General features: G+C 68.5%; 18 protein-coding genes. 12 read left to right on the top strand and 6 right to left on the bottom strand.

Annotated features, from left to right (window positions below):
* Positions 1-34 precede the first annotated feature (34 nt).
* The 6 genes from QSK05_RS10150 to QSK05_RS10125 all read left to right on the top strand — a co-directional run bounded on the left by QSK05_RS10150 (position 35) and on the right by QSK05_RS10125 (position 8,861).
* Complete coding sequence (locus QSK05_RS10150; RefSeq protein ID WP_285596431.1) at positions 35-805, top strand: 3'(2'),5'-bisphosphate nucleotidase CysQ; 771 nt, start codon at positions 35-37, stop codon at positions 803-805.
* Positions 802-1,710, top strand: a complete 909-nt coding sequence (gene cysD / locus QSK05_RS10145) for a sulfate adenylyltransferase subunit CysD (RefSeq protein WP_285596427.1) — start codon at positions 802-804, stop codon at positions 1,708-1,710. Before QSK05_RS10150 ends, cysD begins: the two co-directional genes overlap by 4 nt.
* Complete coding sequence (cysN, locus tag QSK05_RS10140; RefSeq protein WP_285596424.1) at positions 1,710-2,972, top strand: sulfate adenylyltransferase subunit CysN; 1,263 nt, start codon at positions 1,710-1,712, stop codon at positions 2,970-2,972. Before cysD ends, cysN begins: the two co-directional genes overlap by 1 nt.
* 206 nt (positions 2,973-3,178) lie before the next feature.
* Positions 3,179-6,121: a fibrinogen-like YCDxxxxGGGW domain-containing protein gene (locus tag QSK05_RS10135; protein ID WP_285596422.1), complete on the top strand. Its 2,943-nt coding sequence runs from the start codon at positions 3,179-3,181 to the stop codon at positions 6,119-6,121.
* Positions 6,122-6,419: 298 nt separating this feature from the next.
* The gene (locus QSK05_RS10130) at positions 6,420-7,880 is read left to right on the top strand and encodes a glycoside hydrolase family 16 protein (protein WP_285596420.1); all 1,461 of its coding nucleotides are present in this window, start codon (positions 6,420-6,422) and stop codon (positions 7,878-7,880) included.
* A 96-nt stretch (positions 7,881-7,976) separates the two neighbouring features.
* Positions 7,977-8,861: a glycoside hydrolase family 16 protein gene (locus QSK05_RS10125; protein ID WP_285596418.1), complete on the top strand. Its 885-nt coding sequence runs from the start codon at positions 7,977-7,979 to the stop codon at positions 8,859-8,861.
* A gap of 42 nt (positions 8,862-8,903) precedes the next feature.
* On the opposite strand, the gene QSK05_RS10120 is transcribed toward QSK05_RS10125, so the two are convergent.
* Positions 8,904-9,416 (bottom strand): serine acetyltransferase, encoded by a 513-nt coding sequence (locus QSK05_RS10120; RefSeq protein ID WP_285596415.1) that lies wholly within the window; start codon positions 9,414-9,416, stop codon positions 8,904-8,906.
* 202 nt (positions 9,417-9,618) lie between these two features.
* On the opposite strand from QSK05_RS10120, the gene QSK05_RS10115 reads away from it, so the two are divergent.
* Genes QSK05_RS10115 through QSK05_RS10105 form a run of 3 tightly spaced genes read left to right on the top strand, consistent with a single transcriptional unit; the run spans position 9,619 to position 13,326 of the window.
* Complete coding sequence (locus tag QSK05_RS10115; protein WP_285596413.1) at positions 9,619-10,551, top strand: glycosyltransferase family 2 protein; 933 nt, start codon at positions 9,619-9,621, stop codon at positions 10,549-10,551.
* Positions 10,544-11,803 (top strand): hypothetical protein, encoded by a 1,260-nt coding sequence (locus QSK05_RS10110; protein WP_285596411.1) that lies wholly within the window; start codon positions 10,544-10,546, stop codon positions 11,801-11,803. The genes QSK05_RS10115 and QSK05_RS10110 overlap by 8 nt, the downstream gene beginning before the upstream one ends.
* A complete protein-coding gene (locus QSK05_RS10105; RefSeq protein WP_285596409.1) occupies positions 11,800-13,326 on the top strand; it encodes a flippase in 1,527 nt (508 codons plus the stop codon). The genes QSK05_RS10110 and QSK05_RS10105 overlap by 4 nt, the downstream gene beginning before the upstream one ends.
* Before the next feature lie 168 nt (positions 13,327-13,494).
* Here QSK05_RS10105 and QSK05_RS10100 read toward each other — a convergent pair whose 3' ends face one another.
* From QSK05_RS10100 to QSK05_RS10085, 4 genes are all read right to left on the bottom strand, one after another.
* Positions 13,495-14,052: a glycosyltransferase gene (locus tag QSK05_RS10100; protein WP_285596407.1), complete on the bottom strand. Its 558-nt coding sequence runs from the start codon at positions 14,050-14,052 to the stop codon at positions 13,495-13,497.
* Between the two features lie 256 nt (positions 14,053-14,308).
* On the bottom strand, positions 14,309-14,758 hold the full coding sequence (pssD, locus tag QSK05_RS10095) for a PssD/Cps14F family polysaccharide biosynthesis glycosyltransferase (protein WP_285596405.1): 450 nt from the start codon (positions 14,756-14,758) through the stop codon (positions 14,309-14,311).
* Positions 14,758-16,608, bottom strand: a complete 1,851-nt coding sequence (locus QSK05_RS10090) for a hypothetical protein (RefSeq protein ID WP_285596403.1) — start codon at positions 16,606-16,608, stop codon at positions 14,758-14,760. The genes pssD and QSK05_RS10090 overlap by 1 nt, the downstream gene beginning before the upstream one ends.
* Positions 16,609-16,614: 6 nt before the next feature.
* On the bottom strand, positions 16,615-17,067 hold the full coding sequence (locus QSK05_RS10085) for an FAD synthase family protein (RefSeq protein WP_285596401.1): 453 nt from the start codon (positions 17,065-17,067) through the stop codon (positions 16,615-16,617).
* Between the two features lie 344 nt (positions 17,068-17,411).
* Between QSK05_RS10085 and QSK05_RS10080 the strand changes: the two genes are divergently transcribed.
* Positions 17,412-18,152, top strand: coding sequence for a CDP-alcohol phosphatidyltransferase family protein (locus tag QSK05_RS10080; RefSeq protein WP_285596399.1), 741 nt, complete (start codon positions 17,412-17,414; stop codon positions 18,150-18,152).
* A 101-nt stretch (positions 18,153-18,253) separates the two neighbouring features.
* A complete protein-coding gene (locus tag QSK05_RS10075; RefSeq protein ID WP_285596397.1) occupies positions 18,254-20,515 on the top strand; it encodes a LamG-like jellyroll fold domain-containing protein in 2,262 nt (753 codons plus the stop codon).
* On the opposite strand, the gene QSK05_RS10070 is transcribed toward QSK05_RS10075, so the two are convergent.
* Positions 20,512-21,501, bottom strand: coding sequence for a sulfite exporter TauE/SafE family protein (locus QSK05_RS10070; protein WP_285596395.1), 990 nt, complete (start codon positions 21,499-21,501; stop codon positions 20,512-20,514). The genes QSK05_RS10075 and QSK05_RS10070 overlap by 4 nt on opposite strands.
* A gap of 89 nt (positions 21,502-21,590) precedes the next feature.
* Between QSK05_RS10070 and QSK05_RS10065 the strand changes: the two genes are divergently transcribed.
* Positions 21,591-22,655: a glutathione S-transferase family protein gene (locus tag QSK05_RS10065; RefSeq protein ID WP_502879741.1), complete on the top strand. Its 1,065-nt coding sequence runs from the start codon at positions 21,591-21,593 to the stop codon at positions 22,653-22,655.
* Positions 22,656-22,676: the final 21 nt, after the last annotated feature.

The following is a 22,676-nucleotide window of genomic DNA, read 5'->3' as shown; positions in this document are numbered from 1 at the left end:
ATGCCCGCTCAGCTGTGCTGCGAAGGGAACTGCGATGACGATCGAGCCCAGCGGGGACGACGCGCGTCTTGCCCGCCATCTGGCTCATGCGGCCGGCCTCGCCCTGCTTGAGGAGCGAACCGGTGCGGCAGAGGGTAAGGCGCTGAAAGACGCCGGTGACGCGCGCGCCCAGGCGGTACTCGCCGCGCTGCTGGCGGAACACCGGCCCGGCGACGCGGTGCTCAGCGAGGAGGCCGCCGACTCGGCCGCCCGCCTGAGCGCGGAACGGGTCTGGATCATCGACCCGCTGGACGGCACCCGGGAATTCTCCGAGCGGCCGCGCACCGACTGGGCCGTGCACGTGGCGTTCTGGGAGAAGGGTGAGCTGGCCTCCGGGGCCATCGCCCTGCCCGCCCGCGACGTGACCTACGGCACCGACGAACCGCCGGTACTGCCTCCGCGTGAAGAGGGCCCGATCCGTCTGGCCGTGAGCCGATCCCGCCCGCCGGCCTTCGTCACCGCGGTGGCGCAGGAGCTCGGCGCGGAACTGGTGCCGATGGGTTCGGCCGGGGTGAAGTGTTCCAGCGTGTGGACCGGTGAGGCCGACGCCTATCTGCATGCGGGTGGGCAGTTCGAGTGGGACAGCGCCGCGCCGGTGGCCGTGGCCCGGGCCGCGGGCCTGCACACCAGCCGGATCGACGGCTCGCCGCTGGTCTACAACCGGCCCGACCCGCAGCTTCCCGACCTCCTTGTGTGCCGCACAGAGTTCGCTGAGAAGATTCTGGCCACCGTTGCCCGCCACATTCCTGAGGTGATCGCCCGATGAGCGCGTCGGAGTACCGGCTCACTCAGCTGCAGACGCTGGAAGCCGAGTCCATCCACATCATCCGGGAGGTGGTGGCCGAGCTCGAGCGCCCCGTCCTCCTGTTCAGTGGTGGCAAGGACTCGATCGTCATGCTCCGCCTGGCGGAGAAGGCGTTCTTCCCGGCCCGCATCCCGTTCCCGGTGATGCACGTCGACACCGGCCACAACTTCCAGGAGGTCCTCGACTTCCGCGACCTGCGCGTGGCCGAGCTCGGCGTGCAGCTGATCGTGGCCAGCGTGCCCGAGGCCCTCGACCGCGGCCTGGTCAGCGAGCCGCCGGACGGCACCCGGAACCGCATTCAGACCCCGGTGCTCCTGGACGCTCTCGAGAAGTACCGGTTCACCGCTGCTTTCGGTGGTGCTCGGCGCGACGAGGACAAGGCCCGGGCCAAGGAGCGGGTGTTCTCGTTCCGCGACGAGTTCGGCCAGTGGGACCCCAAGAACCAGCGTCCCGAGCTCTGGAACACCTACAACGGCCGGATCCAGATGGGCGAGAACATCCGGGTCTTCCCGCTGTCCAACTGGACCGAGCTGGACATCTGGCAGTACGTGAAGCACGAGCAGATCGCCCTGCCGTCGATCTACTTCTCGCACCAGCGCGAGGTGTTCGACCGGGGCGGCATGCTCTACGGCGTGCACGAGGTGTGCCAACCGAAGGCCGGTGAGGAGGTCTTCACCGAGACCGTTCGCTACCGCACCGTCGGTGACGCCAGCCTGACCGCCGCCGTCCGCAGCGATGCGGATACGCTCGACAAGATCATCGACGAGGTCGCGTCCACCCGGATCACCGAGCGCGGCGCCACTCGCGGCGACGACAAGTTCAGCGAGGCCGCGATGGAAGACCGCAAGCGTGAGGGGTACTTCTGATGCCGCCGACCATGGACATGTTGCGGTTCGCCACTGCCGGATCGGTGGACGACGGCAAGAGCACCCTCATCGGGCGGCTGCTGTTCGACTCCAAGTCGATCTTCGAGGACCAGCTCAGCGCGGTCGAGGCGGCCAGTACGGCCAAGGGCGACGACTACGTGAACCTGGCGCTGCTCACCGACGGCCTGCGGGCCGAGCGGGAGCAGGGCATCACGATCGACGTGGCCTACCGGTACTTCGCCACGCCGCGGCGGAAGTTCATCATCGCCGACACCCCGGGGCACATCCAGTACACCCGGAACATGGTCACCGGTGCCTCCACCGCCGACCTGGCCATCATTCTGGTGGACGCGCGCAAGGGCCTGGTCGAGCAGAGCCGCCGGCACGCGTTCCTCGCCACTCTGCTGCGGGTTCCGCACCTGGTGCTCGCCGTGAACAAGATGGACCTCGTGGACTACTCCCAGGAGGTCTACGACGAGATCAGCGAAGAGTTCACCCGTTTCGCCGACAAGCTCAACGTCGCCGACCTGACGGTGATCCCGCTGTCGGCGCTCAAGGGTGACAACATCGTCACCCGCTCGGCGAACATGCCCTGGTACGAAGGGCCGTCGCTGCTGCACCACCTGGAGCACGTGCACGTCTCCAGCGATCGCAACCTGATCGACGTGCGGTTCCCGGTGCAGTACGTGATCCGCCCGCAGTCGAGCCAGTACCCCGACTACCGCGGTTACGCGGGTACGGTGGCCAGCGGCACGCTCAAGGCCGGCGACGAGATCATGGTGCTGCCGTCCGGTTTCACCAGCACGATCGCCGCGGTCGAGACCGCCGACGGGCCGGTGGCCGAGGCGTTTCCGCCGATGGCCGTCACGGTGCGGCTGAACGACGAGATCGACATCTCGCGGGGCGACATGATCTGCCGCCCGCAGAACGCGCCCAAGGCCGCGCAGAACATCGACGCGATGGTCTGCTGGATGGCGGACGACGCGCTGCGGCCGGGCCGGAAGCTGGCCATCAAGCACACCTCCCGCAGCGCCCGGGCCGTGGTGAAAGACCTCGAGTACCGCCTCGACGTCAACACCCTGCACCGCGACTCGGCCGCGACGGAGCTGAACCTGAACGACATCGGCCGGATCCGCCTGCGCACCACGCAGCCGCTGCTGTGCGACGAGTACTCCCGTAACCGGGAGACCGGTGGGTTCATCCTGATCGACGAGAACACCAACCGCACGGTCGGCGCGGGGATGATCACCTCGGCCGACTGACGCAGCACCGTTCCGTGAGAGGCGTCCCCGCATCCGGCGGGGGCGCCTCTCGCGCGTCCGGGCCCAGGTGAGCAGGGGTGAAAAACGAGGTTAATGCACTCTGAAGTTAAATTTGATGGTTTGTACTCCACGCCCGACTTTGTCCTCCTACTCTGACTCCGCGGAGCCACTTCCATCCGCCGGTATCGCGGCAACGGGGGCAGAGCATGGGGTTCAGACGCACCATCAGCAGTCTGGTCATCGCCGGGGTCGCGGCCACGGCTCTCGCCTTCGTCGCCGTCTCTCCGGCGCACGCCGTCGCCGTGCCCCGGGACGGCACGAGTTCCGGCCGGGCGGCCGCCTCCTGTTGGGAGATCAAGCAGAACGACCCGGCGTCCGCCGACGGCACCTACTGGCTCCAGACACCTGAACTCGTTGCGCCGCAGCAGTTCTACTGCGACCAGACGACGGACGGTGGTGGCTGGGTGCTGATCGGCCGGGGCCGGGACGGCTGGCAGTGGCTGCCGAACGGTCAGGGCAGCGTCGCGAACCTCCGTAACACCCCCACCGGCACGGGTGCTTTCGCCGTGGCCACGTTGCCCGGTGACACCGTGCAGGGGCTGCTGGGCGGAACCCGGGTGGACGCCCTCACCGACGGCGTGCGGGTGCGCCGCGCCACCAACACCACCGGCACGACCTGGCAGGAGATGCGCCTGCTGGCCAGGAGCCGGGCCGACTGGACCTGGGCGATCGGCGGCGGGGTGCTGCTGAACTCGATCCGGGTCGGTACCACCAGCTACACCGCTGCCAACAGCCAGAGCTGGGGCACCGACCAGAACTACCTGCGCCTGACCACGACCTCGCTCCAGGCGCACAACTACCGCTCCGGGTTCGCGTTCGGCTCGAACATCAGCGGGGTGAACAACTCCACGAGCTATCTGTGGATGTATGCCAGTGAACGGGCGGCACTCCCGTTCACCCAGGTGTTCCTGCGGCCCCGGCTCACCTCCCCGGCATACACCGCGATCGGTGACCCGGGAACCGATGGCGAGACCGTGCGTCCACTGCTGGCGAACCGCACCTCGGACGACACGCCCTGGGGCGTGACCGGTCTCGCCACCGGGGGCGCTGCCGGCGAGGTCACCGAGGTGGAGGACTTCGCCTTCATCGGTGACACCGCTTACGTGGCAGGAAAATTCCGCTACGTGAAGCACGGGGCGGACGGGGAGCAGATCGAGCAGTCCTACCTGGCGGCCTTCGACGTGGACACGGGGGAGTGGCGAGAAGACTTCCGGCCCACCCTGGACGCCACCGCCTGGTCGCTCGCGGCCAGTCCCGACGGAACGAAACTGTTCGTGGGCGGTGAGTTCACGAACGTCAACGGGGTCGCGCAGACCGAGGGCGTGGCCGCCCTCGATCCGGACACCGGGGCACCCGTGGCCGGCTGGCGGGCCTACGCCGCCTACGAGGGCACCGACACGCCGAACGTGCGTTCCATCGACGTCCAGGGCGACTGGCTCTACCTGGGTGGCCGGTTCAACCGGGTGGCAGGCGGCACGACCATGGACGCGCCGCTGACGCTGCGCAGCATGGCCCGCACCAACCTGACCGACGGCACGCCCGACGGCGCCTGGAAGCCGCACGTGGACGGCACGGTGTTCGAGCTGGACGCCTCCGAGCAGGGCGACCGGGTCTATCTGGTGGGTAATTTCAACAACGTCAACTTCTCCCCGTCACCGATGCAGGGCGTGGTCTCGACCGAGGACGGCGCCGCCAACGTGCCCGGGCTGTCGCCGTCGGTGGTGGCCGCGGGCTCCGGCACCAGCACCTATCAGCAGACGATCCTCGAGGTCGGCCAGGACGTCTGGCAGGGCGGCTCGCAACACATCCTGAGCAAGTACGGCCGCGACGCCTACAACTTCATCAGCGGCAACATCACCCGCAACGGTGGCGACTTCCAGGCCCTGGCGGAGAAGGACGGCGTGATCTACGGCGCCTGCCACTGCCTGAACTTCACCTATTCCGGAACCACCAGTTACAGCAGCCCGATCACGGCCGCCACCGATGTCAACAGCATCCGGTTCATCGGGGCCTGGGACGAGCAGACCGGGGCGTTCATCCCGCAGTTCTACGTCTCCAGCCTGTCGGCCCGCAACGACATGGGGCCCTGGGCCCTGGAGAACGGCCCGGACGGATGTCTGTGGTTCGGCGGCGACTTCACCGCCGGGTCGTACACCGGCACCACCCAGCAGTGGCTCGGCGGGTTCGGCAAGCTCTGCGCCCGCGACACCACGGCCCCCGACCCGCCGACCGGACTGACGAACGGACTCACCCCCTCCGGGGTGCAGCTCGCCTGGTCGGCGTCCGGCGGATCGCCCTCGGGGTACGAGGTGCTGCGGGACGACCGGGTGGTCGCGACGGTGACGGGCACCACCTGGACCGATCCGGACGGCGCGGGAACAGCTCGCTACTGGGTGCGGGCCATCGACGCGACGGGTAACCGCTCCGCCTCCACCCCCGTCAGCGTGGTCGAGGAACCACCCGGCCCGGCCACCGGGGACGTGTTGTACGAGAACGACTTCAGCGGTGCCACCGACTGGCCGGCCGACTGGGCCACCTCCGGCAGCAACGGGAGTGCCACGGTCGCCGACGACGCCGGTGTGCTCACCTTCGACGACGTCTCCGGGGCCTACGTGCGGGCCCAGCTGTCCGGCCCGGCCGCGGCCGGGGACGCCGAACTGCTGACGTCGTTCACCTGGCAGCAGGCCACGGCGGGCTCGTTCCTCTCCGTCTTCCTGAGAGGCTCGGGCGGCTGGCAGAATTCGTACCGCCCGAAGAATGGTTATGGTCTGCAACTGTCGCCGACCACGGGCACTGTGTACGTTCTCAAGTCGGTCAACGAGGTCTCCACGACGCTGGCCTCGGCCGCCAATGCCCAGACCGTCGGCACCGGCAAACAATGGCTCCGGATACAGGCCCAGGGATCAACGATCCGGTTCCGTATCTGGTCCGACCAGAGCCCGGAACCGAATACCTGGAATTCGACCGTGACAGATTCTGATGTCACTGTTGACGGGCAGGTTTTCGTCTCCCTGAACCGCTCGTCCGCCAATTCCGGAGCCAAGAGCGTCGTGCTCGACGACGTGAAACTGACCGGCTTTCCCGAGTGATCCGGGCAAAAAACTGCTAAGTCGACCCAAAATCCGTCCGAACGTTTCCCGGGCGTCGCTGAATGCCTTGCGGCTGCACATTCATTCTCGGTAAGAAAAGCCGTCCCGGTCGGCACGGGGAAATCAGCCGGCCGGGTGCAGCCGACATTCGAACGGCGACACACGGGAGATTCGAACAATGGTTCAACGTTCTTCGACGGAGGCCCGGCCTCCGGCGGGAAGGAGAAGGCAATCGGGGGGCGTCACCGGCGACGCACCCCGGCGGAGGAGGGGGCTGCGTCGCAAACCCCTGGTCGCGGTGGCTGCGGCCGGCGTGGTGGCGGTGGCGCTGGCCGTCGTGGCCACCACCTCGGCCTCCGGTACCGGGAACGTCGTCGCCAACTCCACCTTCGACGACGGGTTGTCGGGCTGGTTCGCCAGCTCCGGTGCCCGCCTGGAGCTGGTCAAGGGGCGTAGCGGTCAGGGGGCGCAGATCTCGCACCCCGGACCGGGCCGGCGCACGATCGCGCTGAACGACAAGACCAACAGCGTCGAGTCGTCGGACCAGGGTGCCTGGTACGAGGCCCGCGCCTGGGTGCGGGCGACGCGGCCCGGGGTGTCCGTGGCACTGCGCATCATGGAGTACGACGGGCGCACGTTACGCGGGCAGAAGCGGTCCACGCTCTGGCTCACCGACACCGCCTGGCATCCGCTCACCACGAAGTACCGGGCCGTCACCGACGGGTCGAGCCTCGACCTGAACGTGGTGGGCAACCAGGTCCCGGCCAACGTGGGCATCGTCGTGGACGACATCGTGCTGGACGACAGCACCGCGGGCGGCCCGGTCGTGACCGTTCCGCCGGCACCCACCAAGCCGCCGGCGTCCACCATCCCGGTCACGAAACCGCCGGTCAGCCCCACCAGGCCGCCGAGCCCCACGAAGCCTCCGGTCAGTTCGACCACGACCACCACGAAGCCGCCCACGACGTCCACCACCACGACCGCTCCGGCGGTGCCGGCCGGATGGCGCAAGGTCTGGGCCGACGAGTTCGACGGCAGCAGCCTCGACCCCGCCGTCTGGAAGGCCGAGGACTACTCCACCTACGGCGAGGGCAACAAGGAACTGCCCTGCCTGATGGACCGTCCGGAGAACCTCAAGGTGTCGGGCGGCACGCTCACGCTGAGCGCGCGGCGCGAGAGCACGCCGCTGAAGTGCGGGAACAGCGATACCCGCTTCCCGAACGGCCGGTCCTACAGCTCCGGGCACATCAGCACCAAGGGGCTCAAGGAGTGGAAGTACGGCCGTTTCGAGATGCGGGCGAAACTGCCCCTCACCCCGGGGAAGTCGAAGGGTCTGTGGCCGGCGTTCTGGCTTCGCCCGACCGACGGCGGCACCGGTGAACTCGACATCCTCGAGGCCATCGGCAGTGGCAACGGCGGTACGACCAGCAACAAGGTCTACCAGACGCTGCACTACGACTACGTCGGCACGCATCCCCAGGTCGGTTACGAGTATGCCCTGACCAGTGGGCATCTCGGTGACGGCTATCACACCTACGCGGTGGAGTGGGAGCCCGGTGAGATCCGGTTCTACGTGGACGGCAAGCTCACCGTCACGCGGAACAAGACGAACACCTCGTGGATCGACCAGGCCTTCAACAAGCCGTTCTACATCCGGCTGAACCTGGCCGTGGGTGGTAACTGGCCCGGAACGCCCGACGCCAGCACCATCTTCCCCGCGAACTACGTGGTCGACTACGTGCGCGTGTACCAGCGCTGACCTTCGTCGGCACCGGGTGGGCGGGATCGGCACCATTGCCGGTTCCGCCCACTGTGCGCGTCTCTTCACGTCTATCCTGTTCTGGGGTGATGCGTGGTGAAACGATTGCTGGCGGTGGTTTCCGTGGTGGTGGTCATCGGGCTGGCGGTCGTGCTTCTCCGCAGCGAGACCATGGGCACGATGGAGGACGAGTCTGCGCGGCTTTCGCGCGACGGTTGGGGTCTGGTCTGGGCGGACGAGTTCGAGGGCGGCGCAGTCGATCCGGCGAACTGGGTGGTCGAGCACGAGTCCACCTACGGCGACGGCGGTGGTCAGGTCTCCTGCCTGATGGACCGGCCGGAGAACGTCTCGGTGGCCGACGGCCGGCTGCGTCTCACGGCTCTTCGTGAGAACGAGCCGCTGGAGTGTGGCAAGGGCCGGGACGAGCGCTTCCCGCGGGGGCGGGACTACAGCTCCGCTCACCTGTCCACCAAGGGGCTGCACGAGTGGACCTACGCCCGGTTCGAGATCCGGGCCGAACTCCCCGTCCAGAAGGGTGTCTCGAAAGGTATGTGGCCGGCGTTCTGGGCCCGGCCGACCGAGGGCGGCACCGGTGAGATCGACGTGCTGGAGGCCATCGGCAGTGGTCCGGGTGAGTCCCAGTTCGACAAGGCGCATCAGACCATCTGGTACGACTACGTCGGCACGCACAAGAAGCAGGGCCAGGAGCACAGTTTCCCGGCCGGTCAGGAGCCCGGCGAGGGTATGCACACCTACACCGTCGACTGGTCGCCCGACCGGATCGTCTGGTACATCGACGATCTACCGGTCTACGAGCGCACCGAAGACACCACCGGCTGGCTGGCCTCGACCTTCGACAAACCGTTCTACCTGCGGGTTAATCTGGCGGTCGGAGGTAGCTGGCCCGGAGATCCCACGGCCGAAACCCGTTTTCCGGCTACGTACGACATCGACTACGTGCGGGTGTATCAGCGGACCTGACTGCTGTCAGCGGGACTTGCGTATCAGTCGAACTTGGCCCTGTCAGTCGAACTTGCGGGGCCGGATGACCACTTCGGTGGCCGGGTGCACGACCGACTCCGGCGGAACGTCTTTGAGCACCACCGTGCCCGCCGCAATCTGGCTGTGGGCCCCGATCCGGATCGCCCCGATCAGTACGGCGCCGGCGCCCACCTCCACGCCGTCTTCGAGCACCGGGCAGTCGGTGGCGTCGCGCCGATTGCCGATCGTGACACCGTGCCGCAACATCACATCGGCGCCGATCGACGCGGCCGGGTTCACCACCGTGCCGACGCCGTGCCGCAGCCGCAGGCCCGGGCCCACCGGCGTACTGGCCGGCAGCTCGATGCCCAGGAACCACTCGGAGAAGACCTTGTACACCGTGCCGACCAGGGGATACGTGGCCCGGACGGGGCGTGGGCCGGTGCGCACGTACTGCGCCGTGCGGAAGAGGAGCAGCAACAGCTGACTCTTCGGGTAGCCGGCGTTCGCGCGCAGGTCGCGGCGGCAGGTCTGGAGCCAGTCGGCCAGCGTCACGGAGGTCTCCTGGGATGACTTGTACACATTCGGGCAAAATCTAACTTAATTCACAGTATCCGGTACAAGGCCACAAAGGTCACCTAACATGATCCGGGGATGCACGGTGAGTAGCACGGTCTGGTCGGTCGACCCGTCTCGCGACGATGCCACGGGGTCTGAGCACTAGGGGACAGGTGTCGTGAGTTTGACTGAAGGCGTTATGGCAGAGCCGGTTCCGGTCGAAGTGACCGGCGTCAGCGTGATCGTCCCGACCAAAGACCGGCCGGAACTCCTGGCCCGGGCCGTACAGGCCGTGCTGGCGCAGGAGTTCGACGGGCCGATCGAGTGCATCGTGGTGTTCGACCAGGAGCAGATCCACCGGCCCGAGGTTCCCACCGGGCCGGGCCGCACCCTGCGGGTGCTGCGCAACGAGCGCACACCGGGCCTGGCGGGCACCCGTAACACCGGATATCTCAAGGCGTCCCACTCCGTCGTGGCCGCCTGCGACGACGACGACGAGTGGCTGCCGGGCAAACTGAAGGCCCAGCTCGACCTGCTCGACCGTTACCCGCAGGCCAGTCTGGTGGCCACCGGCATCGTCATCCATTTCTCCGGCCGCGACATACCCCGTCAGGCACAGGACGAGGTGCTCACCTTCCGCGACTTCCTGCGCGACCGCCGGATGGAGGTGCATCCCTCGACCTACCTGGCCCGGCGGTCCGCGGTGGTGGACGGGTTCGGTCTGGTCGAGGAGGAGATCCCGGGCGGTTACGCCGAGGACTACGACTGGCTGCTGCGGGCGGCCAGGACCGGCCCGGTGGTCTGCGTGCGCGACACCCTGGTGCGGGTGAACTGGCACAACGGCTCGTTCTTCACCAGTCGCTGGGAGATGATCGATCAGGCACTCACCTGGCTGCTGCGGCGCTTCCCCGAATTCGCCGGTGAGCGGCGCGGTCTCGGCCGGGTACAGGGGCAGCTGGCCTTCGCCAACGCGGCTCTCGGAAAGCGCCGCAAGGCCCTCGGGCTGGCCGCCCGGGCCCTGCGCAACCATCCCACCAACCGCCAGGCCCTGGCCTCGCTGCTGGTGACGTCCCACCTGGTCACCCCCGATCAGGTCATCGGTCTCGGCCGCCGGTTCGGCCGGGGTGTCTGAGACCCTGACGAGGCCGGTCACCCGTCAGGCCGAACTTCCGGCCTGGCCGGTGGTGCTGCTCTTCGCCGGGTTCCCCCTGCTGTGGGTGCTGGGTCTGGCCTCGTTCGCCCCGATGATCTGTGCGGTACCGATGCTCGTACTGCTCTGGGCTCGTGGAAACGTCTCTCTGCCGGTCGGTTCCGCCTTCTGGATCTTCTTCGTGATCTGGGCCGCAGTGGCGGTTCTGGCTCTGGACAACATCTTCCGGGTGGTGGGCTACGGCGTCCGGATGACGAACTATCTGGGCGCCACCATGGTGTTCGTCTACGTCTACAACCTGGGCAGGCAGCGGTTCAGCGACCGGCGGGCCCTCACCGTGTTGCTGGCCTTCTTCGCGTTCGTGGTGCTCGGCGGCTGGCTCGGGGTGCTGCTGCCCGAGGTCCGGCTCACCACCCCGACCTCCCTGGTACTGCCGGGCTCGATCGCGAGTAACGAGTACGTGGGGGCGCTGGTACGGCCGCGGTTCGCCGAGGTGCAGCAACCATGGGGGGCTCCGCAGCCCTTCACCCGGCCCAGTGCGCCCTTCGCCTACACCAACGGCTGGGGCTGCAATGTGGCGCTGCTGGTGCCGTGCATGCTCGCGCTGGTCTCCCTGGCCGGGCGACGGGTGCGGTTGGCGACGATCCTGGTGCTCGCACTGGGTATCGTGCCCGCCTTCGCCACGCTGAACCGCGGTCTGTACATCGCGGTGGTGGTGGGCCTGCTGTACGCGGTGGTCCGGTTCGCTTTTCACGGACGCCTGGTGCCCCTGGGTGGGGTGCTGGCCGGTGGGGTGGTGGTGGCCGGTGCGGCCCATGCGGTGGGACTGTTCTCCAGCCTGTCGCAGCGTCTGGAATACAGCGCGACGAACGAGAGCCGCAGCACCATCTACGCGGAGGCGTTCAACGGCACGCTCGCCTCGCCGCTCATCGGCAACGGCGCACCCCGGCCCTCCGCCACGCTCGACATCTCCGTCGGCACCCAGGGGCAGATCTGGAACGTGATGTTCAGCTTCGGGTTCGTCGGTCTCTTCCTCTTCGTCGGCTGGTTCGCCTGGCTGGCCCTGGTCTCCGTGCGGTGGCAGCACAGCAGCCACCTGTGGCTGCACGTCAGCCTGGTGGTGGCCCTGCTGACGATCGTCTACTACGGCTACGACGGTCCCCAGCTCAGCGTGATGATGCTCGTGGCGGCCCTGGTGCTGCGCCGGATCCGGCCTCCGGAGGTCATGGCATGACAACCGATACCTCGCGCCCGGGAGCCGATCTCGGCGGCGCGGCCCGCAACGGCGCCATCGCCCTGGCCGGCTCCGGCATTGCCGCGGTGACCGGCCTCCTGCTCAACGTGGTGATCGGGCGGGGCTTCGGCCCGTCTGCATCCGGTGAGTTCTTCGTCGTGGTGGCCGTTCTCACCGTCATCACGACGATCGGCAAGCTGGGCGCCGACACCGGGCTGGTCTGGGCCGTGGCGCGGCACCGGGCTCTGCAACGGCCCCGCGACATCCGCACCACGCTGTGGGTGGGCGTGGTGCCGTCGCTGGCCGCCGGGGTGCTGATGGCGGTGGCGCTGTACCTGCTGGCGCCGTGGCTGGCCGACGTGATCGGGGCGGGCGACGACCTGGACACCCTGTTCCGGTTCAGCGCGCCCTTCGTGATCGTGGCCGGGCCCGGGATGGTGCTGGCCGCGGGGTTGCGGGGGGCCGGCAACATCCTCGGCTACGCGGCTGTGCAGAACGTGATCGTGCCTGGCCTGCGGCCGGTCCTGGCCGGGATCGCACTGGTCGCCGGACTGGGGCTGAGCGCGGCCATCCTGACCTGGAACCTGCCGTTCGTGGTGGGTCTGGCGATCGCGGTGGTGCTGGTGGCCCGCCGTACCCGGGCGATCGAGCGGGCCCATCCAGATGCGGTCCCGTCGCGTCCGGTGCGCGAGGTGGCCTCCGAGTTCTGGCGGTTCAGCGGTCCCCGGGCGGTCACGGCGGCTCTGGAGGCCGCGATCGTCTGGTCGGACGTGCTCGTGGTCGCCGCCCTGGCCTCCCCGCGCGATGCCGGTATCTACGCGGCGGCCAGCCGGTTCATCCTGACCGGCACCCTGGCCGAGGGAGCCATGCGGGTCGCGATGGCCCCGGAGATCAGCCGGCTGCTGGCCCTGGGCGATCTGCCCGGGGCGGCGCGGCTCTCGTCGGTCGTGACGCAGTGGACCGTGCTGCTGTCGTGGCCGCTCTACCTGGTGCTCGCCCTGTACTCACCGGCTGTGCTCTCGGTGTTCGGGCCCGGGTTCGACGACGGCGCAACGGCTCTGACGATGCTGTCGGTCGCCATGCTGCTGGTGATGTCGGCAGGCAACAACCAGACCATCCTGCTGATGAGTGGCCGCAGCGGTCTGCAGATGGCGAACCGGGTACTGGCCCTGGGCGGCAACCTGGCGATGAACTTCCTGCTGGTGCCGATCTGGGGGATGAACGGCGCGGCCGTGGCCTGGTCGGTCACCTGGGTGGCCGACGCGCTGCTGGTGATGCTCGAGGTGCGGTACGCCGTGGGCCTGGAACGCACGTGGCGGCGGGTCTACCCGGCGATGCTGATGTCAGCGCTGGCGTTCCTGCCGACCGGACTGGTCTACCGGACGCTGACCGACGGCAGCGCTTGGGCGGCCGTGACCTGTTGCCTGGTAGGTGTCCTCGCCTTCGTTCTCCTGGTGGTGAAAAACACCCACCGGCTGGACATGGCCCCGATGCGGGCGGCCATACCGTTCCGGCGGGGGTAGTGCGGTGGTGACCGTAGCCTCAACCGGCCACCGCATCCGGACGACGACCACCGCATCCGGGGCTCGGCCGTGAATCGCTGACGGGGAACGGGCCAGCTGTGCAGCGCTTCTGGCTGTGCAGCGCTTCTGGCTGTGCAGCACTTCCGGCTGTGCAGCGTCTCCGACTGTTCAGCGCCTCCGGCGGCGGGCGATGCGGTTGATCTCCGCGTCGATCGCGGCCACGGTGGAGGCGGTGGGGGAGCTCTCCGGCTCGACCCGGAAGGCGCCGGGATCGGTGAGTGCCCGGGTCATGAGCTGCCGGAACGTCGCCTCGTCGGTAGCCAGGGCAATACGGCCGACCTCGGCCATGTGCGTGGCGAAGGCGACCTGGTGGTCGTCGACGTGCTCGCCGAGGTCGTGACGCCGGGGCACGACGATCGGGAGCCGTCCCGTCGCCCGGCAGTCGATGATGCCGCCCGGCCCACCCTGGGTGATCACCACATCGGCCGCGGCCATGCGGGCCCGGACACCGGCCGCGGGTAGGGAAACCACGCCCTGAGCGGTGTCCGGGGCAGTGCCGTGGCCGTACTGCACAGTCACCCGGGCCCGGGGGTGATCGCGGGCCCAGGCGTCGGCCCAGGCGACGAGCCGGTCGAACGGGTGGTGATCGGTGCCGACCGTCACGAAAATATCTGCCCCGTAGCTGGCTTCGAACTCGCGGGGTCGTGCGCTCGAATCCGTGCTCATGGCTCACTCCTGAGGTGTTCGATCGCCGTTCCTTCGGCAGGACAGACCCAGCTGCGGACGCCGCGAATATTCGCCGACCTTTGGGCGCCGTGGGTATCCGGAGCGGGAGCTGGCAGGTCTGCGCTGTGTACACCTGGTACCGGGTGTACCAGGTGTACACAACGCTCGGCTGTCATGTCATGAGGCTCTGGAACAAGGTCGCGGGTGGGCCGGGCATGATCCGTGCGTGGCCCGGGGTAGCTGCAGGGTCGTCGCATCAGAAGACCCGGCCGACCACCACTCCGCGCGGATAGAGGGCGGTCTGCTCCGGCCACTGCACCATGAAGACGTTGCTCAACGGTGCGCAGAGCCGTCCGGTGAGGGTGGGTGAGGTGATGCGGTCGTAGACCTCGAGGTATGCGGTGGGCACCCGAAGGAGCCGGGCCATCAGGAAGAACGGCAGGGCCACACCCGCACCGGTGCTCACCACCACGTCGGGGCGCTGGCGCAGCATGGTCTTCACCGCCAGACCGAAATTGCGCAGCAGGTTCGGGATGTTGCGGGTGGTGGGGTGGTGGGCCCAGATCGTCGGACGACCGGCCAGCAGCGACCGGGCGTGCTCGGTGTCGAACGTGACCCAGTGGGTGTCGTGCTGACCCCACCAGTCTTCCAGCACGTGCAGCTGACTGAGATGCCCACCACTGGAACAGACCATGAGTACGCGCATCACGAACCTCCACGGGACGGTTGCTTCTTCGGGTCGCCGGGGCCGGGCGCATCGCCGATGATCGGCTGCGGCCGGGTCACCGGGGGCACCCCGGTGCTGTGTTCGCCGTGGGGTTTGCCGGAGCGGCCGATGCCGTTACGTGGCGCCGAGACGGTTCGGGTCGGCCAGCCGGTGCGGCTCGGAACCGGCGCGGAATCAACGGACTCAACCGAGGGCCCGGTCGAGGGCTCGGCGGCGGGCTCAACCGAGAGCCCGGTCGAGGACTCAGTTGAGCGCTCAGTCGAGGGCCGAACCGAGGGTTGACCGGAAGGCCCGGCGGAGGGCCGAACCGAAGGCTCATCAGAAGGCTTGACCGAGGGCCCAACCGAAGACTCGATGCTGGTCCTACGGTCTGCGACCCGGCCGGATTCGTGCAGGGGCATCGGCCGTACATGCGCTCCGACCGGATGACCGGCCCGGCGGGCCGGGCGGGACGGCAAAAGGATCACACCGTGTACCTGGGCCCCGGCGTGACGCAGTTCGCGCACGGTGGCGGTGATCTCCGGCAGGCGGGTGACCTTGCGCCGGATCACCAGCAGGACGGCCGAGCAGGACGGTGCGAGCATGAGCGCGGTGCTCGGGTCGGTGACATTGATGCCGTCCACCAGCACCACGTCGGCATCGCCGGCCAGGGAGGTGAGATCGGTACCGGCCTTGACCGCGTCCTCCGCACCGAAAGAACGCACCAGACCTCGCCGGTTCGGCGAGAACTCCAGCGCGCTCCCGTTCAGGGCGACGGCGTCGGCCGCGCACAGCAGCACGGTGCGGGTGTGGGTGCCGACGGCCTCGGTCAGCTTCGCGACCAGGTCGGAGGAGTCGTTGCCCCGCACCGGCATGACCAGGACCGGGCTCATCCGGGCCGCGTTGAGCGGAGCGGCCACCACGGCCCCGAGTCGTCGCAATGCCTCGGTCTCGGTTCCCGGGGACGACTTTCCCCGTCGGGTGGCGATCTCGGTGATGATGACCGGACCGAGCTCGGACTCGACCTGCTCGCGGTCGCGCACCCGCTGATCGGTGCGGTCACGCAGCAGGGCCAGTACCAGGCCACCGACCAGGCCGATGGCCAGGCCGGCGACGAGCAGCACGGGGCGGCCGATGCCGGAGGCGGCGGACGGGGGCTGGGCTGAGCCGACCTGTTCACCGGCCTGCCGGGAGGCGCCGCCGAGCTGGGCCCGTTGGCCCCGTAGTTGCTGCAGCACGCTGCTCAGTGAGGTCACGCGGGCCTTGGCATTGGCCCGGGTGACCTCGTTCGTGCTGGTGATGGCGCGGTTCTGGGCCTCTTCCTGCTGCTGCGTCAGATCGTCGATCTGCCGGCTGAGTTCCTTGTCCAGCGCGTTGATCTGGGCCTCGATGGCGTCGGCCCGGTAGTTCAGGTATGCCTGGGCGAAGGCGTTGGCTCCCTGAGCGGCCCGCTCGGGGGAGGTCGCGGTGAAGGCGATGCGGAGCACCTGACTGTCGGCCGGGTTGGTGACCTTCACCCGGGAGATCAGATCGGCCGCCGACAGGTCGCTCTTCATCAGGTCGGCGGCGCCGGCGGCGACCGAACTGGAGGTCACCACTTCGGCCTCGGTCGCGGGGTTCACCGCCCGCACCGCCCCCGCGCTGGTGGTGAGCGGATTATCCGGGAGCGAGGCGAGTTTGACGACGGAACCGGCCGAATAGCTGGGTGAAGCCGTGGTGGACCAGGCGGCGGCCAGTAGACCGCCGGCCACCGTGCACAGCAGCAAGATGCCGACCCGGCGGCGCAGGGCGTGCAGAACCTGGCCCACCGTCACGGTCTGACTGCCGGACGAGGAGTGCGTGGTGGTCACCCGCGATCAGCTCTCCGCCGCTGCGGACGCCGTGGCCGGGCTCAGCATCTTTTCCAGTGCCTTCCGCAGCATGCTGCTGGAAGTGTGCACCGTGTAAGGGAAGTAGACGATCTCCACACCCACCGAGGCGAAGTCCCGCTCGAGCTTGTCGCCCTTCGGGGTGCCCCGCCAGTCATCGCCCTTGAACAGGATGTCGAATCTGACATCCTGCCAGGTGTCGAGCTTTTCGGGTTTGACCTCGGCCACGGCCTCGTCGACGCAGGCGATGCTGCGGACGATCTCCAGCCGCTCGATCAGCGGGACGACGGGCATCCGGCCCTTGGCCCGGAAGGCCATCTCGTCGGACACCACGCCGACGATCAGGCGGTCGCAGCGGGCCGCGGCGTGCCGGAGGATGTTGAGGTGTCCGATGTGAAACATGTCGTAGACACCCGGCGCATAGCCGACCCGCAGAGTCATCTCATCCCCAAAGACGTTGTCCGGCACCGCTCTACGCGGTGACTGCTCCTTTTTCGACGATCTGGCGATCTGCGGTGAGCGCCCGACGCTGAGCTGTGGATTGACTGTAAACGCCCGAATGACCGTTTGGAGTACTTTTCCCTAACTTTGTCGTACCTTGAGGTTGCGTCACCCCCGTCAATGGCGACTTCCGCGTCCTCCCGGGCGGCTCCCCCTCAGGGAAGATCAAGGATTCGTGTCCTGTCAACCATTAGTTCATGATCTAGGCCCTTTGTGTGTTTGACGCCGTTCACCCGCTTTTCAGTGACACCGGGCGGTGTCACGTTCGCCTCAGGAGTGCTCTCATGGTCGTCTCCGCCGATCCTCCGGCTCCCGTCCTCACCTACGCCGAGGCCGTCTCGCGGCTGCGGTTCGCCCAGAAGCCCAAGGCTCAGACGCCCGCCTACCTGCGATTCGTGAACCGTCGGCTGGGGGGATACCTGGCGGCGGCCTCGTTCGTGCGGGGCTGGACGCCGAACCGTCTGACGGCGATCAGTGCGGCTCTCTCGTTGGTGGGTGTGGTCGCCGTGATGCTGGTCGAACCGTCCTGGTGGCTAGGGGTACTGGTTTCTTTCGCATTACTGGCCGGTTTCGCGTTTGACTCCGCGGACGGTCAGCTCGCCCGGTTGCGTGGTGGCGGTTCGCCGGTCGGGGAATGGCTCGACCATGTGGTGGACGCCGTGAAGTCCTGTCTCTTGCACTCGGCCGTGGCCATCAGCGTCTACCGATTCGTCCCGGACCTCTCCGGCTGGATGTTGCTGCTTCCGCTGGTCTTCCTGACTGCCTATGTGGCACTGGCTTTCGGTTCGATGCTGCGTGACCAGCTGCTGCGGGCCCAGGCCGGCGGGCGCCCGGCCGAGACCGGTGACTCGCTGATGCGCGGACTGCTGCTCCTGCCCGTCGACTACGGCACGCTCTGCCTCGCCTTCCTGTTGCTCGGCGCCCCCAAGGTCTTCCTCGCCGTCTACGGGATCCTGGCACTGCTCAACGTCCTCTTCGATCTCCGGCTGCTCGTGCGCACGTTCCGGCAGCTCAGCGCCGTCTGACCAAAAACCTCAAAGCGTGTCCGGGTTCGTTCGCCGAGAGCTACCTTTCGTGCATGTGGCCGGGTGAAGACGCCGGCCGTAGGTGAACTGGGGGTTCGTCGATGAACGGATTCAGACGCCTGTCATTGTTCGCCGTGGGACTTCTGTCCTCGGTCTCCGTCGCTCTCGTCCCGGCCGGCCCCGCGCACGCGGTACAGGGTTCTGTACCGGGGTCGGCCGCGCCGAGCTGGCAAACCAACGGGGTGGTGCGCGCCATTGCCGCCGCCAACGGAAATGTCTATGTCGCAGGAGACTTCACCCGGGTGAGGCCACCGGGGGCGGCCTCCGGCACGAATGAGACCACCCGCAACTACCTGGCTGCCTTCAACGCCGCGACCGGCGCCCTGGTGACCTCGTTCAACGCGAACCTGAACGGTCTGGTGCGTTCGCTCGACGTCAGCCCGGACGGTTCCACGCTCTACGTCGCCGGCGATTTCACCTCGGCCGCCGGTACGGGCCGCAGCCGGGTGGCCGCTTTCAGTACCTCCACCGGCAGTCTCACCAGCTGGGCCCCGGTTGCCGACTACCGGGTCTACGCCGTCTCGGCCGGCAGCTCGTCCGTCTACCTGGGCGGTGGGTTCGGTCGGGTGAACAACGTCTCCCGGCTGCGGCTGGCCCGGGTCAACACCACGACCGGAGCGACGGTCACGGCGTTCAACGCTTCGGCCGACGGTGTGGTCTACGGCCTCGATCTCTCGGCCGCAGAAGACAAGCTCTACGTGGCAGGCGCTTTCGACAGCCTGGACGGCGACGTGACGTACGACCGGGCCGGGGCGCTGAACGCGACCGACGGCACACTGGAGCCGTTCGGGGCCGGCTCGGTGATTCCCACGGCCAGCAGCGCCTGCTCGGTGCAGATCAAAGCGGTCACGGTGGACGCGGACTCGGTCTATTTCGGGGCCGAGGGCTCCGGGGGTGGTTGTTTCGACGGGACGTTCGCGGCGAACCAGTCGGACGGCTCGCTGAAGTGGGTGAGCCGCTGTCTCGGCGCCACCCAGGGGATCGCCGTGCTGAACGGTCTTCTCTACACCGGATCCCACGCGCACGACTGCAGCGCCGACACCGCCTTCGATCCTGATGCTTTCCCCGAGATCGGGTGGTCGAACGGATTGTCGCGGCACCTGCTCGCCCGGTCGACCGGGACCGGGGCGGTAGGTAGCTGGTACCCGAACACGAACGGCGGCACCGGGGCCGGTCTGGGCCCGCGGGTGCTGGCCACCGACGGCACCCAGATCTTCGTCGGCGGCGAGTTCACCACCGTGAACAACGTAGCCCAGCAGGGCTTCACCCGGTTCTCTCCGACGGCGAGCCCGGTCGCCGGGCCGGCCCGCCCGGCCGTGCCGGTGGCGGTGGCCCGGGGAGGGGGCCGGATCTCGGTCTTCGTCCAGTCACCGCTCGACCTGGACGATACCGATCTGGTCGTGCGGCTGTACCGCGACAACGGCACCACACCGATCGCGACGCAGGACGTGCACTCACTGTTCTGGCGCCGGCCGGTCGCCTCCTTCGAGGACACGGGTCTGGCGAACGGCAGCAGCCACACCTATGCGGTGGACGTCGCCCAGGCCAACGGCACCGGGGCGAGCCCCCGGGCCACCTCGACCGCGGTCACGGTGGCGACCACCGTCCCGCCCTACCAGTCCGCGGTGGAGGCCGACTCGCCCTCGCTGTACTGGCGGCTCGGGCAGTCGGCAGGGCCGGTGGCGGCGGACAGCTCGGCGCAGCTCGACGCGGGCACCTTCGCCGGCGGCGTGACGCACGGTCAGTCCGGTGCGGTGGCGGGCAACCCGGCGGTCACCTTCGACCGCAGCACCGGGTATGTGTCGAGCGAGGTCACCCGCCCCTCACCGTCGACCTTCACGGTGGAGGCCTGGGTGCGCACCACCACCGGATCGGGTGGCCGGATCGTCGGGTTCGGCAACAACCGCGGTGGGCTCGACTTCAGCGGTAACCCGGCTGTCAGCAGCCAGTACGACAAACATCTGTACATGACCGACAACGGCCGGATCACGTTCGGCGTGTACACCGGCAGCTTCGCCACGCTCACCAGCACCGCCCCGCTGAACGACGACGGCTGGCACCACGTCGTCGGGACCCAGGGTGCGAACGGGATGCGGCTGTACGTCGACGGTGAGTTGCAGGGGCAGAACACCACCACGACGAACCAGTCGTACGACGGGTACTGGCGCGTCGGCGGGGACAACCTGAACAGCTGGCCGTCCGCACCGAGCAGCCGGTTCTTCGCCGGACGCGTCGACGAGGTGGCCGTCTATCCGACCGCCCTGTCGGCGGCGGCGGTGGCGGCGCACTACCAGGCGCGTTAGCGAGCGGGGGCGGACCGCACCGGATCGGCCGGACCGGCCGGATCCGGTGCGGTCTGCTCCTCCTCGTCGTCCTCACCCGGCTGGGGCAGGGCCGGGAAACCGTGACGGCGGCGCAGCAGCATCCAGGCCACGGGAGCGATCACCAGGAACGAGGCCAGGGCGATCCCGGTCTCGGCGTTGCCGACGCCGAACATCTTCAGCGCGGAGGCGAGCAGCACGAAGGCCAAGGCCCGGCGCACCAGGCCACCGGGCAGACGGGTGGACAGCTGCGCGCCCAGCCAGGCGCCGGGCACGCTGCCGACGATCAGGGCCAGCGTGAGGTCGAGCTGGAAGTCACCGAACAGGATGTGCCCGATCGCCGCCGAGAAGACCAGCGGCACGGCCTGCAGCAGGTCGGTGCCGACGAGCTGACTGGCCTTGAGCGTGGGGTAGAGAGCCATCAGCGCGATGATGATGAGCGATCCGGAACCCACCGAGGTGATACCGACGATCAGCCCGCCCAGAGCCCCGATGATCACCGTGGGCACGGGCCGCGCGACCACGTCGGGCCGTTCGGCGGGCAGGGGAGCGGCCCGGCCGTCGCGCCGCGCGGCCCGCTCCAGCAACCGCTGATAGGCCCGCACCCCCAGCCCGGCCGCGGCGATGATCAGGGCCACCCCGAGCGCGATCTTGATGCCGTGCTGCACCGACTCGCCGCTGCCGAACGCCCGGGCCACCAGCACGCCGCCGAAGGCCGCCGGTACCGAGCCGAGACACAGCCAGCCGACCAGTGACAGGTTCACCGTGCCGCGGCGCAGATGGACCCACGAGCCCACGGGCTTCATCACCGCGGCCGCCACCAGGTCGCTGGAGACCGCGGCCATCGGCGTGACCCCGAAGAACAGCACGAGCACCGGCGTCATCAGTGCGCCGCCGCCCATACCGGTGAGGCCCACCACGATGCCGATGCCGAAGGCGGCCGCAGCCATGAGCGGATCAAAGTCCATCGGGACACTATAGAAAGTAGAGAAGATATTGAACAGTGGGGTGAAGGGACTGTTACGAAACTCCAAGGGTCGCGGGCGGGCCAGGGCTGATGCAGAATAGTTGCGTGAGCAACGACTCGAACGCGTCCACCTCGACGGCCGGTGCCTACGTGACCTCCGGGCAGGAATTCACGCGCGACACCAACTACATCACCACCCGGATCACCCGCGACGGCGCCGAGGGCTACCCGGTCGAACCGGGGCGCTACCGCCTCGTGGTGGCGCGGGCCTGCCCATGGGCCAACCGGGCGATCATCGTGCGCCGGCTCCTGGGCCTGGAGGACGCGATCTCGATGGGCGTCTGCGGTCCCACCCACGACGCGCGCAGCTGGACCTTCGACCTCGACGAGGGTGGTGTCGACCCGGTGCTGGGCATCCCCCGCATCCAGGACGCCTACTTCGCCCGGTTCCCCGACTACCCGCGGGGCATCACCGTTCCCGCGATCGTCGACGTGCCGACCGGGCAGGTGGTCACCAACGACTACCCGCAGATCACCCTCGACCTCTCCACCGAGTGGACGCAGTACCACCGCGAGGGAGCGCCCCAGCTCTACCCCGAGCACCTGCGGGCCGAGATCGACGAGGTCGCGCTGAAGGTGTTCAAGGATGTCAACAACGGGGTCTACCGCTGCGGTTTCGCCGGTAGCCAGACGTCGTACGAGCGGGCCTACCAGCGCCTGTTCGACGCGATGGACTGGCTGGAGGAGCGCCTGACGAACCAGCGCTACCTGGTCGGAGACACGATCACCGAGGCCGACGTGCGGCTGTTCACCACGCTGGCCCGCTTCGACCCGGTCTACCACGGGCACTTCAAGTGCAACCGGCAGAAGCTGATCGAGTTCCCGGCTCTCTGGGGCTACGCGCGAGACCTGTTCCAGACGCCGGGTTTCGGTGACACGATCGACTTCGACCAGATCAAGAAGCACTACTACGTGGTGCACGAGGACATCAACCCGACGAAGATCGTGCCGTCCGGCCCGGCCCTGGACAACTGGCTCACACCGCACCACCGCGAGCAGCTCGGCGGCCGTCCCTTCGGCGACGGCACTGCGCCCGGCCCGGTGCGTGAGGGCGAGCAGGTCGACCCGGCCCACACGCCCCTACGGGCGGGCTGACACCAGAATTGAGGACGTCGT

The organism is Kineosporia sp. NBRC 101731 (assembly GCF_030269305.1).
Classification (GTDB): domain Bacteria; phylum Actinomycetota; class Actinomycetes; order Actinomycetales; family Kineosporiaceae; genus Kineosporia.
The sequence above is the reverse complement of the archived record's forward strand: the minus strand, read 5'-3'. Positions and strand labels throughout refer to the sequence as shown.